Annotated in this window: 19 protein-coding genes; 10 read left to right on the top strand and 9 right to left on the bottom strand. The window is 38.3% G+C overall.

Features of this window, described 5'->3' with window-relative positions; all coding sequences use genetic code 11:
• Positions 1-67 precede the first annotated feature (67 nt).
• Entirely contained in the window at positions 68-763 is a 696-nt protein-coding gene (locus tag JM64_RS05810) for a hypothetical protein (protein ID WP_064011857.1), read from the top strand.
• Between the two features lie 10 nt (positions 764-773).
• Positions 774-1,742, top strand: coding sequence for a tocopherol cyclase family protein (locus JM64_RS05805; protein WP_064011856.1), 969 nt, complete (start codon positions 774-776; stop codon positions 1,740-1,742).
• 41 nt (positions 1,743-1,783) lie between these two features.
• On the opposite strand, the gene JM64_RS05800 is transcribed toward JM64_RS05805, so the two are convergent.
• A complete protein-coding gene (locus JM64_RS05800) occupies positions 1,784-2,458 on the bottom strand; it encodes a hypothetical protein (protein WP_064011855.1) in 675 nt (224 codons plus the stop codon).
• 80 nt (positions 2,459-2,538) lie between these two features.
• Positions 2,539-3,363, bottom strand: coding sequence for an alpha/beta fold hydrolase (locus tag JM64_RS05795; protein WP_064011854.1), 825 nt, complete (start codon positions 3,361-3,363; stop codon positions 2,539-2,541).
• 60 nt (positions 3,364-3,423) lie between these two features.
• Here JM64_RS05795 and JM64_RS05790 point away from each other — a divergent pair, with 60 nt between their 5' ends.
• On the top strand, positions 3,424-3,894 hold the full coding sequence (locus JM64_RS05790) for a hypothetical protein (protein ID WP_064011853.1): 471 nt from the start codon (positions 3,424-3,426) through the stop codon (positions 3,892-3,894).
• A 76-nt stretch (positions 3,895-3,970) separates the two neighbouring features.
• Here the strand turns inward: JM64_RS05790 and JM64_RS05785 are convergent, their stop codons facing one another.
• From JM64_RS05785 to JM64_RS05770, 4 genes are all read right to left on the bottom strand, one after another.
• On the bottom strand, positions 3,971-5,041 hold the full coding sequence (locus tag JM64_RS05785; protein WP_082868325.1) for an ABC transporter permease subunit: 1,071 nt from the start codon (positions 5,039-5,041) through the stop codon (positions 3,971-3,973).
• A gap of 1 nt (position 5,042) precedes the next feature.
• Entirely contained in the window at positions 5,043-6,107 is a 1,065-nt protein-coding gene (locus JM64_RS05780) for an ABC transporter permease subunit (RefSeq protein ID WP_156487908.1), read from the bottom strand.
• The gene (locus JM64_RS05775; protein WP_064011852.1) at positions 6,100-7,704 is read right to left on the bottom strand and encodes a sugar ABC transporter ATP-binding protein; all 1,605 of its coding nucleotides are present in this window, start codon (positions 7,702-7,704) and stop codon (positions 6,100-6,102) included. Before JM64_RS05775 ends, JM64_RS05780 begins: the two co-directional genes overlap by 8 nt.
• A gap of 134 nt (positions 7,705-7,838) precedes the next feature.
• Positions 7,839-8,954, bottom strand: coding sequence for a DUF3798 domain-containing protein (locus JM64_RS05770; protein WP_064011851.1), 1,116 nt, complete (start codon positions 8,952-8,954; stop codon positions 7,839-7,841).
• A 125-nt stretch (positions 8,955-9,079) separates the two neighbouring features.
• Here JM64_RS05770 and JM64_RS10020 point away from each other — a divergent pair, with 125 nt between their 5' ends.
• On the top strand, positions 9,080-9,280 hold the full coding sequence (locus JM64_RS10020; RefSeq protein ID WP_231882304.1) for an IS1/IS1595 family N-terminal zinc-binding domain-containing protein: 201 nt from the start codon (positions 9,080-9,082) through the stop codon (positions 9,278-9,280).
• Between the two features lie 291 nt (positions 9,281-9,571).
• On the opposite strand, the gene JM64_RS05765 is transcribed toward JM64_RS10020, so the two are convergent.
• Complete coding sequence (locus JM64_RS05765) at positions 9,572-10,126, bottom strand: thermonuclease family protein (RefSeq protein WP_064011850.1); 555 nt, start codon at positions 10,124-10,126, stop codon at positions 9,572-9,574.
• Positions 10,119-11,366, bottom strand: a complete 1,248-nt coding sequence (locus JM64_RS05760; RefSeq protein WP_064011849.1) for a M48 family metallopeptidase — start codon at positions 11,364-11,366, stop codon at positions 10,119-10,121. Before JM64_RS05760 ends, JM64_RS05765 begins: the two co-directional genes overlap by 8 nt.
• Before the next feature lie 167 nt (positions 11,367-11,533).
• Between JM64_RS05760 and sufC the strand changes: the two genes are divergently transcribed.
• The 6 genes from sufC to JM64_RS05730 all read left to right on the top strand — a co-directional run bounded on the left by sufC (position 11,534) and on the right by JM64_RS05730 (position 16,951).
• Positions 11,534-12,295, top strand: a complete 762-nt coding sequence (gene sufC / locus JM64_RS05755) for a Fe-S cluster assembly ATPase SufC (protein ID WP_156487907.1) — start codon at positions 11,534-11,536, stop codon at positions 12,293-12,295.
• 12 nt (positions 12,296-12,307) lie between these two features.
• On the top strand, positions 12,308-13,717 hold the full coding sequence (gene sufB, locus JM64_RS05750) for a Fe-S cluster assembly protein SufB (RefSeq protein ID WP_064011848.1): 1,410 nt from the start codon (positions 12,308-12,310) through the stop codon (positions 13,715-13,717).
• An 18-nt stretch (positions 13,718-13,735) separates the two neighbouring features.
• Positions 13,736-14,878, top strand: coding sequence for a SufB/SufD family protein (locus tag JM64_RS05745; RefSeq protein WP_064011847.1), 1,143 nt, complete (start codon positions 13,736-13,738; stop codon positions 14,876-14,878).
• A complete protein-coding gene (locus JM64_RS05740; RefSeq protein ID WP_064011846.1) occupies positions 14,853-16,112 on the top strand; it encodes a SufS family cysteine desulfurase in 1,260 nt (419 codons plus the stop codon). Before JM64_RS05745 ends, JM64_RS05740 begins: the two co-directional genes overlap by 26 nt.
• Positions 16,109-16,519 (top strand): Fe-S cluster assembly sulfur transfer protein SufU, encoded by a 411-nt coding sequence (sufU, locus tag JM64_RS05735; RefSeq protein WP_064011845.1) that lies wholly within the window; start codon positions 16,109-16,111, stop codon positions 16,517-16,519. Before JM64_RS05740 ends, sufU begins: the two co-directional genes overlap by 4 nt.
• Before the next feature lie 69 nt (positions 16,520-16,588).
• Positions 16,589-16,951, top strand: a complete 363-nt coding sequence (locus JM64_RS05730; RefSeq protein WP_064011844.1) for a large conductance mechanosensitive channel protein MscL — start codon at positions 16,589-16,591, stop codon at positions 16,949-16,951.
• Between the two features lie 49 nt (positions 16,952-17,000).
• Here JM64_RS05730 and amrB read toward each other — a convergent pair whose 3' ends face one another.
• Positions 17,001-17,801, bottom strand: a complete 801-nt coding sequence (gene amrB / locus JM64_RS05725; RefSeq protein WP_014452169.1) for an AmmeMemoRadiSam system protein B — start codon at positions 17,799-17,801, stop codon at positions 17,001-17,003.
• Between the last annotated feature and the right edge of the window lie 6 nt (positions 17,802-17,807).

The following is a 17,807-nucleotide window of genomic DNA, read 5'->3' as shown; positions in this document are numbered from 1 at the left end:
GGAACAAAACAAGGCTAGTTGTTGTAGAATAGTGGTAGAATTTCAATAACACCACAGAGGTGGTCAGATGATAAAGATATTCAAAGAGCAAGTTGAATCAGCTACTAAGTTATACGATTTATCTAGCGAACTTCTAAATATTGAGAAAGCACTCAAAAAAATTAGAAACAACTTCCCAGACTTCACACTGCAATCAACACTTGTCAAAGTTGCGGTTGTGAATTCACTTTATAACACAAATATCTTCAGGGTATATGATGTTGCTTATCACATATCGGAAGTTATCTCGCAAGAAGGAATTGTTTTAGAACCTGAATTCGTAGACAAATTGTCGACAGTTGTGCTTAGAAGTAATGGAGACAATGGAAAGGAAAAACACTACACAAGCTTTTCTTCAGCTTTGGCTCATATTTTCTTAAGTGAAAAATTCCCCATCTACAATTCTGTTACAGCACGTATGGTAGCTTACCACTTAAACGAGGAAACTAAAGCTAGCAAGAAATACACAACATACAATGATTTTTATCATGATTTTTATATGCTTTTGAATTCTCTTGACTTTAAAACATCTGTTTCAGAATTACACAAATACCTTTGGATTTCAGGAGAGTACAGGAAGTTGAACGGTATAAAGCCTTGGGAGAATCCAAGTAATGAAATCAACCCTGGTTTGAAAAAGTTGTTCGAGAAAAGGGATGATACTACACAAAAAATTCTGAAAGATTTGATAAAAGACCTATATGGACCGCTGTTTTTAGAATAGCGGAGTGAGAATGATGAACATATGGCATCCAGAAAATTTTCATGGGAATAAGAAGAACAAGTTTTTTGAAGGTTGGTACTTTAAACAAACGTCTTCTCAAAAAGACTACGTTTTTGCAGTAATACCCGGAGTTTCAATTGGTGAAGATTCACACGCTTTTATTCAAATAATAGATAACAGAAATTTCTCAAAGTACTATAGATTTAAATTTGAAGATTTTAGATTTTCAAATAATCCCTTCTCGGTTTCTATCGATAAGAATTATTTCTCCTTAGAGAGTTTATCTTTGGAAACAGAATACATTAAAGCTAATCTGTATTTTCGAGAGTTAAAGCCGTGGCCCGTTAAACTTTTAAGCCCTGGAGCTATGGGTTTTTTTGGTTTTTTCGACTTCCTTGAGTGTTATCACGGAATTTTGAGCTTCAATCATATGGTAACAGGAAATGTTGTTGTCGAAGGGAAAAATATTGATTTCGAAAATGGCAACGGTTACATTGAAAAAGATTGGGGAAAGTCATTCCCAAAATCCTGGATATGGGCTTCTTCAAATAACTTTGATAATTCAGATGCTTCCTTTACACTTTCTATAGCTAACGTACCTTTTGGAAGGAGTTATTTCGTTGGTTTCATAATAGGCTTTTATCTAAATGGAATGATCTATCAATTTACTACTTACAACGGTGCAAGGATTTTCAATCTTCGCATAGAGGATAATGCAATTTATCTGCGTGTCGAAAGAGGCAAATTATCCATTGACATTAAAATGTTCAAAGGTGGTGGAAGTTTTCTTTTAGCACCAAGAAATGGAGATATGGTTGGCAGAATTGAGGAAAGTCTTAATTCGAATATAGAAGTAACTTTTAAATCTAATGGATCAGTTCTTTATGCTGGAAAGGGAATAAATGCCGGTTTGGAAGTTGTCGGCGATATTATAGAAGATATTAGAAATAGCAAAAGTAAAAGAATATCTCTCGTTTAGTCACAAGCAACTATGAGTGAGATTTGATTTTCCCCTTCAAATTATCGAAAAAAGTACACAAACAAAGCTAATAAGCCTATTAGGGATAATCCTATAACAACATTCATCCATCCAGGCAGACCGGAAAGTCCGTAGAACGCTCTTATTTCGGGCAAAATTTTAAAAACATTGACAATGTCCTGCCAAGTGAACCTTTCTATCTTTCCAACAGCGATAAACAGATTTCCAGCTTGTCCGTTAGGTGGGAAGTATCCTACAATATAGTATTTTCCAGTTTCTGGCAAAGTTATCGTCTTTGTAATGTGGATCCAAGAATTTGTATCGGTAACAGGCTCATAGAATGCTTGTGGCGTGTCTGATGATTCAAATAGAATAGCACCCATACCATCAGGAATTTCAAATGGAAAACTGCTTGTTTCTGGCAATTCCGGACCTACGATTGCAACTGCTGGCTTTAATTCTTTGTATTTATCAATTTTAGGTGTTCCTACCTGGAAATACAAATTCTCGCCTTTTTTGGCTTGGAATGTCAGCCATACAAAACTACTATCCTTTTCAAGAACTTTGTACAACACTTGGGAAATTTGTATATCGTTTATTGGAATAGCGTTAGATATATCAGCACCAGACATATTTGAAATTATCGGTGCATGTGCAAAGTTAAACAACGAGCCTGAAAGGACGAAAATCAAACACAGGAAAACTTTCATTTTCATTCTGCTCACCTCCACATGTGTTAGACAAAGGCATTTCCTGTGTCTTTTAACTTTCTATAAATCGAAAATAAAGCTCCCGACTATATCGTTCCAGACGCGAATGATTTAATCAGGTAGCCAATCTCTTTCGGCTTTTCAACTACAACTGCATGTCCTGAATTTGGAATTGTCAGATGGAGAGCGCTTTTAAGTTGTTTATAAATCTCTTCGCTAAATCTCTTCGGTTTTATATTATCTTCTTCTGCTGAGATAATTAAAACTGGAAATTCAAACTTCTTGATTCTTTCGAGCAAGTTTAGATCGTTCAATCTGAGAAATGCCTCAAGCAGTCTTTCAGCACCTTCGTAATTAAATCCTGTGAGTCTTGAGGCAATAATCTGAGATAGATTGTTGATAGAATTTATATACCCTTCGCTATAAACATCCGAAAGCCAGCTGTTGACAAAAATTTCTGGGCTTCGGCTCTTGGCACCATCTTTCCATCTCAAAGCTTTGCTTTCCATGACTTTGTCAGTGCGTGCTGTAGAAGTGATAATCATCATCGAATCTATGTATTCTGGATATGTCGCTCCAAACAGCATACCAACTTCTCCACCGTACGATGTGCCAATAAATTTCGCCTTTTTAATGCCAAGGTAATCTAAAAGCTCTTTCAAATCTTCCACATGCCTTTCAAATGAACATTCTTTATCTACCGCACAACCAGAACCCCATTGACAGCGGAAATCGTGAAACAACATTGGGATGTATTGAGAAAGGTTTTTTGAAAAAACCTTCCAGCTTTCATAATGCATGAATATACCATTCAAAAAGACTACTGAAGTCGTTTTATCTCTGACATCACAATTGTTCAAGTATTCGTATTCAATCTCTGTCCCATCAGAAGTCAAGAATTCATCCTTCATATATTCTCACCTCCAAAGAGTGGTATAATAATTATACACAAAAAGGAGGAGGTATGATTTATGAAACGTTTTTCCATTATGTTGGTGCTTTTACTATCATTTGTCTTTATATTTGCTACCCCGAAGGACCAAAAGGCGAAAGAGCCCGATATCACTTTGCAACTTTCGCTTTATTTATCCCAGAATTTTGGCTTAAATTTCTCCGTTGGTATCTCAGCTAACTATGATTTAGTTGAAGGAAAATCAGTGAAGTTACCAAGACCTAAGAAACATCCACATGATATTGAGATTAAGTATCCTAAGGGCAGAAAAGGTGTTGAGGTTGAACTAGTCCTCGATTCGGGAGTCACTTTCAAAACAGAGAATGTCACGGTTAAAGCCCTTGGGAAAAACAAGTATCGATTTGAACTTGCAAAAAGCTCAGGACCTTCCTATTTAATCATTCTTTCAGGGAAAGATGTTTTGTTTGCTATAAGTGCCATTCCAACCTCTACAGGTAAGGTAATGATTTCGTACTGGTACAGAAAATGATTTGAACGGTGAATAGTAATCAACTTATGAAAAAACGGGGGACTTGTCCCCCGTTATTGTTTCTCGAGATATTCAATTAATGTTTTGCCTTTCTTGCCCTCCAACCATGCATTGCAAGTGCAAATGCGATAACAGCATAAGCCATAAATTCTCTGAAAAACTCTCCTATCTGCGGTTGTCCGAACAATCTGTTGCCTGCGCTTGGTGCAACAACAAAGAGTGTGTGGAAAAGTATTACACCAATTATCGCATTCCAAATGGAGGCTTTTTGAACAGATGCACCACCAACTAAAAGCGCAGCGATTGAGAAAAGACCTATCTGCTCATGACTATTGTATGTGTTTATAGTTCCTATGTCTTGGAGATATATGACCTGCCCAATAGCTGCAAGTACAGTTGAGTAAATGATTGCTATAATTCTCGTTTTGTCAACATCAATACCAGCAGTCCTTGCAATGTGCATATCCTGACCAACCGCTCTGAAGTCCTGCCCAAGTTTTGTCTTCAAAAGGAAAGTTATGAATAAACACAACCCCACTACAAATAGAAGCGGGACAATAAATATGTTTATAAACTTTATGTTCACAACGAGTATGTTATTCAACGCTCCAGCGACTGTCCCATAAAGATCTACGGTGTTCCTCAAACCAACACCTTGTGGTAAGAGTATATCTGTCTTTGAAAATGGTATGAGTGAACCAATAAAGAACAAAAATATAAGTTGATAAACACCATTTGCAAAGAACCCAAGAATCATGGATGTTATCATCTCTCGTCCTTTTGCTCTGTTTAATGTTATCCCAACAAGCCAGCCAAGAAAGATTGACATTAAACTTGCAATAACCATTGACAATAAAACGCCTTTTACCCCAGTAATGTTCCAATCGACAACGAAAAAGAGTGCAGCCTGAGCGGCCATAGCACCCAAAACTATCGCGAAATTCAAGCCAAGCCCCGCGATAACTGGTATTATAAGTGCAAGGACTAAGAATGTATTTCTACTAAGTCTTCGAACAACTTCGGATATCAGGAACAAAGGAGGAATCTTTGCTGCAATAACAGCTCCCAAGGTAAGTACAAAAAAAACTATGGGAACTATATTGCTCAGAAGGATTAATTTTATTCTGCTTTTCACGTTCTTTTCCATATCAGTTTGCCTCCTTTGGTGCACGTGTCAGTGCGTAGAGTATCATACCGTTACTGACTATGAGTCTCATAACCTCGGTGATATCTCCACGTGTTACTTGGCTCAGCACTGGCAACGCGACTGTCAGAAGGGTTTGAAAGATTACTGTTCCCATTACAACGTTTGTTATAGTAGCTCGCCTTATTGAAGCACCACCTATTAGAATCGAAGCAACTGCGGGAAATGTCATAAACAAAGGTGCCTGGTAAAGCTGCACAAAACCATAACTTTGAGCATAAACGATGATACCTATACCTGCCAAAACAGTTGAGAGGATAACTGCATTTCTTCGTGCAGTTCTTGGATTTACACCGGAACTAATCGCGTACATTTCGTTTTGACCTACCAAATCGATAGACAATCCTGCCCGTGTTCTGAAGAACAAGTATATAATGAAACACATCAAGGCAAAGAACAGTATCAAACCTGTAGGAAAGTATAGGTCTCCAAGGATTCTAAACCTTAGAAAGTTGTTCAAGACTTTATCAAAGTATCCCTGAAGTGTTAGTGTATATCTCAATCCCACACCACCAATAGCCCATATCATCTCTGGGTTTTTAAAAGGAAGTACAAGCCACATAATGGACATAAACGCAACTATTGAGTATCCAACGTATGTTTCAACCATCATTTCTTGACCGCGCACTTTATCAAGCAACCAAGCGTATATCCAACCAAAAATAAGGTTAAAGCCTATCGAAATAGCGATTGACACAAAAAATCCCATAGGTCCTATTATTTGGTTTTCCATAACAATAAGCATTCCCAACAACCCACCAATAATACCTACCGGCAATCCAAAATTCGGACCTATACCTGCTCTAATTGTTGGAAGCATGGCAAGAACCAATACACCATTCATACCAATTCTCACCAATGAATCGCTTATCAATCCTGGTATTGAAACTGTAGTAAATGCAGCCAAAACAAACAAAGATAACAAGAAAAGGACGATGACTAATATTGGTAAGTCTACTCTCTTAAAAATCTGATTAACTAAGCTCTTTATATCCATAGTCTCACCCATTTACTTTTACCTCCTTTAACTCGCCAGCCATAGCTAAACCAAATTCGACATCTGGAGCTGTGGGTGGTAGTACTGCAGCGAGCTTACCTTCGGCAACAATTGCTATTCTGTCACATATAGACTTGAGCTCTGCCAGTTCGCTTGAGGTAAGTACGATGGTAATTCCATGCTCCCTGTTGAGCTTCACTAGATAATCGAGCACAAGTTTTTTTGCACCGACATCTATTCCTCGTGTTGGTTCTGAGACAAACAAGAGTTTTGGACTCAATGTAAACGCACGTGCAAGGCAAACCTTTTGTTGATTACCACCGCTCAGTCTTCTAACAGGTTGTGTAGGTCCTTTGCAACGAATGTCCAACTCTTTTATCAACTTCTCTGCATGTTGTCTAATAGCTTTTCTATCGTATACAGTAAAGCCCAAGAATTTCTTTGTAAACATTCCAAATGCTGTGATAGCGGTTGCAACTATGTTCATTTCCACAGACTCGTCAAGTAATAAACCGACACCCCTTCGGTCTTCTGAAACATAAACAATACCACTCTTCAATGCATACATCGTAGAATTTAGCTGATAAGGTCTTCCCATATAAGTTACATCGCCTTCGGAAAGGTAGAGTCCAAAGACACCGTTCGCAATTCCAAGCTTGCCCTGGCCGGCCAATCCTCCAATTCCCAAGATTTCCCCTTCTCTAATATCAATAGAGAAATCTTTAACTTCTTCACCAGGCATATGAACTTTCAAATGCTTTATCGACATTATTACATTATTTTCACTTATCTCTTTCTTTCTTGGCGGGAGTTGAACATTTTCTATCTTTCGACCAACCATTTTTTCTGCGATTTGGTAGACCGTAAATTCTTCTTTCCTACCCTCGGCAACAACTTGCCCATCCCTGAGTATAACTATCCTATGTGCCACTTCGAGTATTTCATGCAGACGGTGTGAGATAAAAATTATAGAAATACCTTTTTCGGAAAGCAACCTGATAATGTTCAGCAAATTCTCCGCCTCAGATTCAGTTAAGACAGCGGTAGGTTCATCTAATACAAGGAGCTTCAATGTTTTTTTGTCAATTTCGCGTGCTATTTCGACAAATTGTTTGTGAGCAACAGGTAATGAAGCAACGTATTCCATCTCATCAATTGAATGCATCTTAATGGTATCAAGTGCTTGGCGCGCATCTTTTCGCATTGCCTGGATATCTAAAGTTTCGAGTCTTTTTCCCTTTGTCCCTAATATCTTACTGACCAGGTTAGGTTTGGTAATTTCTCTGTTGAGTTTTATATTCTCTGTCACAGTAAATCCAGGAAGTAGCATAAATTCCTGGTGGACCATTCCTATTCCAAGTTCCATAGCTTTCGATGGAGAATCTATATCAACTTTTTGCCCTTCGAAGATAATTTCTCCTTCGAATCCTCCTGTGGAATGTATAACCGGCATTCCAAAAAGAATGTTCATGAGCGTTGATTTACCCGCTCCGTTTTCACCTACCAATCCAAGTATCTCACCTTCTCCAACTGAGATAGAAACGTTCTTCAAGACCTGGTTCCCGTAGTAAAACTTTGAAATATTCCTCATCTCTAAGACAGTTTTCATAGCTCATCCCCCTACTTAAAGGCTCTAAAAGAGGTCCTACACTTGAAAGAAGGAAACAAAAAGTCCTAAGGTTTAATTGAAAGGTGTCGGCAAGTAGCCGACACCTTGACTTCAGGAATTAAATTTTAAACCTATTAGAATTTGTCAACTCCAAAGATAACTGATTTGTGTATGAACATGTAGTAGTTCTTGTAAGGATCAAGAGTTCTAACCTGTAATTCAGCTTTTGGATACTTCTTCTTTGCTTCTTCTGTTACGATAAGTTTTATACCGTTGAGATTAGTTGGGCTAACTTTTTTCTGGACCAAGGCTTTAGCAATCTCTACTCCAGCCTCAACAAAGAGCATGTTCATTGGAACTGGCCAAGTTGCGAATCTGCCCGCACCGCCCATTTCTATGATTTTTTGGTTTACAACCCTAAGTATATATGTCATATCGCCTTTCTTATCTTCTGGTATCTTAATTCCAAGTGTTCCTGGGAACCCGTGCGTTGGGGATGGACAGCATGGTTCGAGATAATAACCACCGTGTTTGAGAATTGCTTTTTGGAGTGGTTCTTGCATACCACAGTTTGTTGAGAAAAATCCAGTCTTTGGACCATATTTTGCAAGTTGTCTTGGAACGTCTTCAAGTATAAACTGCTGTGCACCAGTAAGACCTTGCTCACCAAGTGGGTCTGGAGCAGAAACAAACACGAAGTTGATGCCCATTTCCTTAGCTGTCTTTTCCATGATATCTTTTCTTTCAGCAAGTAGTTTATAGCTCATGTGTCTCGGGAAGGAATAGTGAATAATCGTTTCAACACCCATCTTCTTTGCAAGTTCTACAATTGTCTTTCCACGGCCAGGTGTGTCAACTTCGAGTATAACGTCTGCTGCAGAAGAAATAACCGCTGGGTCTTCATGTGGAACACCAACAACAAAGACAATATCTTTTCTCATTTCCTTAACCCTTCTAATGGCTGCAGTTGTGCCAGGAACACCTTGACAAATAACTATCGCTTTGACTTGTGGATCGTAAGCAAGTTCTACGATTCTTGCAATCGTTGTTTCTTGTTCTTGCATGAACTTGTCTGGATAGGTTACGTGAATAATTTCTTTACCGTATTTTTTAACAACGTTTTCCGCACCTCTGTACTCGTCCTCACCTTGTGAAACAGTTCCCGTAACAACACCTATCTTGAAACCAAGTGCAGCGTAAAGAGAAGTTATGAATAGAACAACCACAAGCAATACCGCCAGTTTCTTCATACCCAATCCCCTCCCTTGGAATAGGATAATGTTAACTAAAAGTATTGAAACTTTCCAAAAACCGCATTATCCTTTAAAGAGAGGGCACCCACCCAACCAACTCTCGACAAAGGAGGTATCCCGATATGAACAACTCAACGCTCTCTTGTCCAAAATGCGGTTCCACCAGCTTGTACAAAAACGGTCATGACAAATACGGTAACCAACAATTCCTTTGCAAACTCTGCCATCATTCTTTCAAACTTTCCCATTCTCACAAACGCAAAAACTTCCCTTTCCCTTATCCCAAATGCACTTCTTGTGATAGGTCTAAGGTCTTTGTGTAGTGAAGAATCTTTGAAAAACTCACAATGGTAATATCAATCTCATTCTTCCACGCTTACACTCTTTCATCACTACAAGTTAACACTATCTGGAATAGTGTGGGTCAAATCAATTATATCACAAACGGTTGGTGTTTCAAAAAGCTGCGCTTGTTTTACTTAAGTTGTAAATTCTGTTAATTTATTACCTTTTTTGTTTCTTTTCATCTCTTTACAACGTGTGACTTTTGAATATTAATGTTTGAAAAGAAAGAGGGTTTTTAAAAGACATTGTAGTTAACCAATGCCCACGAATTATTTTTTCTTCTTGCTTTTTTGATAAACTACAAGCCCCCACAAACATTTGCCAGACTCCATTGCTTCGCGTTGATATTGCAGAAAGTAATCTACATACTTTACATTTGGCTGAACTGTCATAACTTGTGCGTAGCCTTCAAGAAGAAGTATCGCATTGAACATCTTCGTTCTTATTTCTTCATCCGTTATCTGAGTCGGTTTTTCAAGCCAAACGTAGGCAAGTAGCCTTCCGTATCTATCTTTTTCCTGGACATCGAATTCTAAGTAAACTGTTCTTCCTGTTAGTATTTTCTTTGTAAAGGCTTTTGCTTCCGGTCCGTATGGTTCAACATGTTTAACAGGGTGGTTAGTCTCTGGTGTGTTAACCCCTATGAGTCTAACTTTGTACTCTTCCCCCACCAAATTTACCTTTAAAGTATCCCCATCAACAACTCCAACAACGTAGCACTTTTTGTATTCACCTTGTGATTGGAAAAACAGAACAAGTGCTACAACAATTGCAATTAGGATACTGCCTACTGAGGCAGTTTGTTTTTGACGTTTTCTAGCCATTTCTACCCACTACCTCCATCTCCATCAACCTTTTAATCCTCTCCTCTGGTGCTGGATGGTTGTAATGCCAGACCTTGTAAAGTGGCATTGGGTTGGGATTTGATAGATTTTCCTTTACTAATCTCTTCAAAGAAGATATCAAAGGTTCTGGAGTGCCTAACAGTTTGGCAGAGTATTCATCAGCCTCGTATTCCATCTTCCGGGAAAGATAGTTCAAAATTGGTTCTAAGAAGAACATCAACGATGAAACGAATAAAAAAGAATAAGCAAATACCGTGTATGGCTGAGAGACACCAAAGACTTTTGTTTCAAGAATCATTCTGTAGACTGCATTTGTAATGTAAAGCACAAATGATATGAATACAATGTTTATTAACAAAAGTTTCGGTATATGCTTTCTCACATGGTGACCAAGCTCGTGTCCAACAACGGAAAGGACCTCATCATGATTGTAGCTCAAAATCGTATCGAACAATACAAGTCGTCTTGACTTTCCAATACCGGTGAGATATGCATTTTGTTTTTTTGTTCGTTTTGATGCATCCATTTTGTAAATATTTGGGACCTTAACGCCAGACTTATCCAACAATGCCCGTAATTTCGATTTTAGCTCTTCATCGTCCAATTCGGAGAATTTGTAAAAGAGAGGAGCTATAACTAACGGTTGGATAATCATGAAAAACAACAAAAATACGAACGATAGTATCGAAAGTTGCCACCACCAGACTCTAAACCTGTTCAAAAGCCACATCATAATGGAAATTATGGGCGCACCTATGATAACACCAAGTATGATTCCAATTATTTGGTCTTTTACAAACAATTTTGGAGTTGTTGTATTGAAGCCGTATTTTTGTTCAACGACAAATATGGAATATACCCTGAATGGCAGTTCGACTAAATAATCAATCAAAGCATAAATTCCAAAGAATAACAGCGACTGGACTATGAAGGTTCCCTTACTCGCAATGAGTTTTTCAAGAAAAGGGAAGAGGAAAAATACGTAAACCAGTGTTAGAATAAGCGAAGTAATTTTCATAACCACTCCGAGGGTAACTCTGTCTTTGAGATATCTCTTTGCCTTTTCAAAATCTTCTTCGGAAATCTTGTCTTTTAGCACATCTGGTATTTTCGCATTTGAATTTGTGGAGTATCGCAGGTTTAAAAGCTCGAGTGTGATATCCCACAATACCTTGAGAATAATTACAACCAAAAATAGCAAAACGAATGAATTCAACATCGCAATCTCCTCCTATACTAAGATAATCTCAATTAGTTATTATTATACCTCATCTCCCACCATCTTTCAAAATTTGTACAAAGTCTACTTTACAATCTAACATCATATGGTATAATAAATTAGGAACAACTAAGTAGATAAAAATGACTAATTTTGGAGGTGCGATTATGCTGCTGCAAGTAAAAGATTTGGTTGCAAAACTGAGAGATGAAGAGAAAGTTATACTAAAAGGTGTAAATTTGGAAATAGGTGCAGGAGAAGTTCATGCGATAATGGGACCAAATGGGTCGGGTAAGTCAACGCTCGCGAATGTGATTATGGGCAATCCGAAATACGAAGTTATCTCTGGTGATATATTATTTGAAGGTGAATCAATACTTGATTTAAGAACAGACGAAAGAGCTCAAAAAGGTATAATGATGACATTCCAAAATCCTTATGAAATTGAAGGAGTTAAACTCGACCAGCTACTTTTAATTGCCTACCGTAAGCTGCACGGAGAGGATAAAACATTCTTCCAACTCGACAAAGAGATGAAAGCACTTTTGAACGAAGTTGGACTCCCCTCAGAATTCCTGGAAAGGTTTGTTAACCTTGGATTTTCGGGTGGAGAGAGGAAAAAAGGGGAAATATTACAGGCTAGATTTCTGAAACCGAAGCTTTTGATTTTGGACGAAATTGATTCGGGTCTCGATGTTGATGCGTTAAGAATTGTTGCAGAGCAGATTAATAAGCTAAAAGAGGAAGGCACTTCATTGTTGATAATCACACACTACGCAAGGATTTTGAATTATTTGGATGTGGATAAGGTTCATGTGTATGTCGATGGTAAGATAGCATTGACAGGTGATAAATCACTTGCATACGAGGTAGAAGAAACGGGATACGCGATAGTAAATGGCTCAGCTGATGCCAATTCATCCAAATAAGGGGGGATAATGATGAGCGACCTCCATGAACTTTTGTATGAACTAAAAAAGCGCGAAGATTTTGAAATAAAAGTAAATGTCAAACCAGCGATAAAACTGCCAGCAGGATTGAATAAAAAGCTCATATATGAAATATCAGAAGCAAAAAACGAACCTGCTTGGATGACTGAACATAGGATTAAATCTTTTGAGATTTTCGAAAAATGGCACGAACCTGACTGGGGTGTTAGCCGTGAAGAATTGGACTTATCAAAGATAGTTCCATATGTAAAACCCAATGCTAAAAAAACAACTACATGGGAAGAAGTACCTGAAGAAATCAAACAAGCGTTCGACAAACTTGGTATACCGGAAGCAGAGAGGAAATACTTAGCAGGAGTCGGTGCTCAATTTGATTCTGAGATGATATATAAAAACATCAAAGAAGAATTGAAAAAACTTGGAGTTATATTCACAGACATTGAAACCGCTGTTAGGGAATATCCTGACCTTGTCAAAGAATACTTCATGAAACTCGTTCCTCCAACGGATAACAAATACGCTGCACTCCACGGAGCACTCTGGAGCGGTGGAACTTTTCTCTACGTTCCGAAAGGTGTAAAGGTTCCTCTGCCTTTGCAGTCTTACTTCCTTTTTGGTAACCCCGGTGGTGGGCAATTTGAACACACGGTTATAATTGCTGATGAAGGTAGCGAGGTAACTTATATAGAAGGCTGTACGGCCCCAAAATATGATGTTGTAAATTTGCACGTCGGAACGGTCGAAGTGTACGTCAAAAAAGGAGCAAAGATGAAATACTTAACAATGCAAAACTGGAGCAAGAACATGTTCAACCTTGAAATCAAACGTGCAATAGCGGAAGACGATGCAGTTATGACTTGGGTATCAGGTTCGTTTGGTAGTTACAAAACGATGGTTTACCCTGCAACAATACTCAAAGGTGACAATTCCGTTTCTGAAAATGTCTCAATTTCGTTTGCAGGACCTGGACAACATATTGATACTGGTTCAAAGGTAATTCACATAGGAAAGAATACACGTTCTACGGTAGATGCAAGAAGTATAAGCATTGGTGGGGGCTGGTCTTTCTACAGAGGTCTGCTCAAAATTATGGAAAGCGCAAAAGGTTCAAAAGCAAGTGTTAGCTGTACAGGTCTTATGATAGACAACAAATCAAAAAGTGACACAGTTCCAATAATCGAAGTTTACAACACAGACTCCGATGTGGGACATGAAGCGAAGATAGGAAGAATCAAGGATGAGCAGATTTTCTATCTTATGAGCAGAGGACTAAGTGAATTGGAAGCAAAAGGACTTATCGTTAAGGGGTTCATACAACCAGTTGTCCAAGAACTTCCATTTGAATACGCAATAGAATTGAACAGGCTTGTTGATATGGAAATTGAATCCTCGATAGGTTAAATTAGGGTGGTGAATGGTATGAACACTATGAAAATAGAAAAGACCTTAAGATTGGAGCATCAAAATCTACGAGCCATTGTTCCTCAAAGAAAGACAATAGATACTGAAGATTACAAGGTTGATGATTTCAAACCTAGTGGGAATAATCTACTTGATGAATGGAGAATAAGAAGACTTTCTGAATACCTAACCTATAAGTTCCCCATGTGGAAAAGGACAGGTTTAAAGAACCTTTCATTGCCAAATGTTTTACCATACAAAGGCTTGGAAGCACTGGATATCGAGGGGTTGAACTTACTAGAGACGCTTGACTTCGAGGGAGCTGACAGGAAATTTGTCCTGTTTGCAGATGTCTTTTCTTCGAGTGGAGAATATATCGTTGTAGAAGACGATACAACGATTGTTGTCAACGACGTTGGCCAAATTGACAACACACTAATTGATGTAAGAAGTGGAGAGTTAAATTTTGTCCGAATCGTTGAGCGTCCATTTTTCATCGGTAATCTTAGAATAAAAGTGAGAAGAAACGCAAAACTTAATCTATACAACCTCTATTTGGGAACTTCTAAAGACGACTTGCTAATTTCAAATGTTTTCATAGACGTCGAAAATGATTCAAAAACAATGGTTAAAGATTTCTACTTTGGTGGTAAAATAAATGTAGGGTACGTTGGTGTGCGAGTTAACGCAGAAAATGCATACGCCGACGTACGCCCGTACTATCTTGGTAATGAAAAAACAGTTATCGATATACTGTACCTCATGAGATTTTATAAACCAAACAGCTATGGAAATGTTGATGCAAAGGGCGTACTTACAGACGAAGCAAAGGTAGTTTTCAGAGGTATAATGGATATTCTAAGCGGTGCAAAAGAAGTGGAAGCCCATCAAAGTAACCATGCCACTTTGATGTCGCTTAAAGCAAAAGTTGAGGCAATACCAAGTCTCATGGTTGATGAAAACGATGTCGTCGCATCACATGCGGCAAGTAGTTCTCCAATAGATGAGAACATGGTTTTTTACCTGATGAGCAGAGGTATACCCAAAGAAGACGCTCAAAAGATGATTGTTCGCGGGGTCTTTGAGACACTGAAAGATGAACTAAAACGATACAATCTGGAAGGGGTCGTTGAGCATGCACTCGACAGTGTTCTCGGCTGAAGAGTTTCTCAAAATACTTGAAGACTTTCCTGTGTTGAAAAGAGAGGTAAATGGAAAACGGTTAGTCTATCTGGATAATGCTGCAAGTACTCTTAAAAGCAAATCCGTCATCGAAAAGATGACGGATTTTTACCTTTACCACTACTCTAACATCCACAGAGCTGTGCATACGCTTGCGACTGAGGCAACAGTTGCATATGAACAAGCAAGAGAAAAAATAGCAAAATTCCTTAATTCAAGCACTGAAGAAGTTATTTTCACAAGTGGAACAACCATGGGAATAAACTTCTTAGTTAATTCACTTGTAAGAAGTGGTATGCTGAATTCCGAAGATACGGTTCTTTTGTCTCAAGTTGAACACCATGCAAATCTTGTTCCATGGGTAAGGCTTTCAAAGTTTTATGGCTTCAAGGTGGAATATATAGAAGCAGATGATAAAGGTGTCATTACAACGGATGCTATTCTAAAAGCGAAATTGAAAAATCCAAAAGTGGTTTCGATAACCGGTCAATCAAACGTTACAGGTCAAGAAATGCCATTGGAATTGATTAGGGAAACATTCAAAGACTCACTTCTCATAGTTGACGGTGCGCAACTTGTGCCCCACAAAAGAATTGATGTTGAAAAGCTAGATATAGATTTCTTAGTCTTTTCTGGTCACAAGATGATAGCTCCAACAGGCATTGGTGTCCTTTATGGGAAGAGAGAACTACTGGAAAGTTTAGAACCATTCCTGTACGGTGGAGAGATGATAGACAAGGTTACATTCGAGGATGTTACTTTCAATATCCTTCCGTACAAATTTGAGGCGGGAACACAACATATCGCAGGTGCCGTTGGATTTGGATACACGATAGATTATCTTGAAAGTATTGGATTTGACAAAATAGAAAAGCACGTTGAAGAACTGTCGAAATACTTGATGGAAAAATTATTAGAACTTGATTTTGTGGAAATCTACGGACCCATAGATGAATCCCACAAATCTTTGGTATCATTTAATGTGAAAGGAATCCATCCGCATGATGTATCTCACATACTTGATGAAAATTTTGGAGTTGCAACAAGGAGCGGACACCATTGCGCACAGCCACTGATGAGTGTATTAGCACGTGGTTCAAAGATAGATTTCCCAAATTCCACAGTTAGAGCGAGTGTGTATTTTTACAACACGAAGGAAGATATAGATATCCTAATCGAAGGATTAAAATATATAAAGAGGTGGTTTGAATGATATATTCAGAATTCATAATGGACTATTCCAAGCTTAAAAAATTCCACGGAAAAATTGAGAACGCACACAAGGTCGAAGAAGGTAAGAATCTCTCATGCGGGGACGAAGTCACATTATATTTCCTTTTCGATGGTGATAAAATCGCTGATGTGAAATTTGAAGGACACGGGTGTGCAATAAGTCAGGCATCGACAAATGTAATGATCGAACAAATTATAGGAAAAACAAAAGAAGAGGCTCTGCAAATCATGAAAAATGCAGAAAATATGATGCTCGGCAAAGAATTTGACGGAAATGTTTTGGGACCTATTGTGAATTTTTACGACGTGAAGAATTACCCAATGAGGGTGAAGTGCTTCTTATTACCTTGGAAAACTTTGGAATTGGCACTTAAATCCGAAGGATAAGAAAAGTACTCTGAAGTTTCCAAACAAAAGTGAGCAAGTTTCAATTTGTCATCAGGAGGTAAGGGGCATATGAAAAAGGTTTTCCAAGAGTTTTCTGACTTTTTAAAGCAGTACAACGTCATCGGACTTGCTGTAGCAATCATTATCGGTGGCAAACTCAACCAACTCGTTACCTCTCTTGTAAATGATCTGATCACTCCTGCCATTTTGCAACCTGTGCTCACTAAGATGCACCTTGGAAAAATTGAGGAAATTCAGTGGCACGGTATCTACTGGGGAAGGGTTATTTCTGCTGCTTTAGATTTTCTTATCGTTGCTTTGATAGTCTTCTTCCTTGTTAGAGCGATGAACAAAGCTGCTGAAAAAGCAAAATTAGCAGCAGAACTTGCAGCTAAAAAGCTTGAAGAAAAAGTAAAGAGGGAAAAAGATTAAAAATCAAAAAGCCCAGAGCTGAGCTCTGGGCTTTTTTATTCTTGAACTCTTACCACAAAATGAAAGAAGCATATCCAACAGTGTAAGAAAAGTCCTGCGAAAACTCCGCACTCGTAGTGTGATATACGAGTTCGGCGTTTTCAAACAAACTTCTAACAACCGCAACAGGTCCAGGACCGCACATGGTTATGTCGTATTTTTTCAAATCTTCGTAAAGACCCTCCAAATCGTTACTAATTATTCTCGTAATAGCAATCTCATCTTTTTTCATGGTTAATTCATGTGGATCATAATGGTTGAAATCAGAAGAAGCAACAACTAATGTATCTGGATATTTCTCAAGAATTTTTCTTATCCTTTCAGCAATAAAGCGGGCCTTAGTGAGTCGTTGATCCATCATACAGATGGGAACTATTTGAAATTCACCAAATGCGTGTATTAATAACGGTAGTTGAACTTCTATAGAGTGCTCGTACAAATGGGCACTTTCGTCTTCTTCAATTATTTTTCCGTCTATTATTTCCTCAGCTATTATAGAGTTTACCCTAACACTTCCATTTGGAACGAACCACTCACCTTCCTTCCAAACAGAGACCGAAGCACCGTAACCTGTGTGATTAGGACCTAGAATGATTATGTTACTTGGCTTACCAAATTCAACAGCTTTTTTAATACCCAATCCTGCGGTTTTTCCGCTGTATATGTACCCAGCATGCGGTAAGATAAGACCTAATGGTTTTTCAAGACGATTTTTCGGTTTTTCACTTCCCAGAAAAGCTTCACACATGCTTGTCAATTGATTTGGAGTTCCAGGATAAAATTTTCCAGCAACCACAGGTCTTCTGTTCATTTTACT

Source organism: Fervidobacterium pennivorans (genome assembly GCF_001644665.1).
In the GTDB taxonomy this organism is placed as follows: Bacteria; Thermotogota; Thermotogae; order Thermotogales; family Fervidobacteriaceae; genus Fervidobacterium; species Fervidobacterium ngatamarikiense.
Note: the sequence above shows the minus strand (reverse complement) of the source record. Positions and strands in the feature narration are given on the sequence as shown.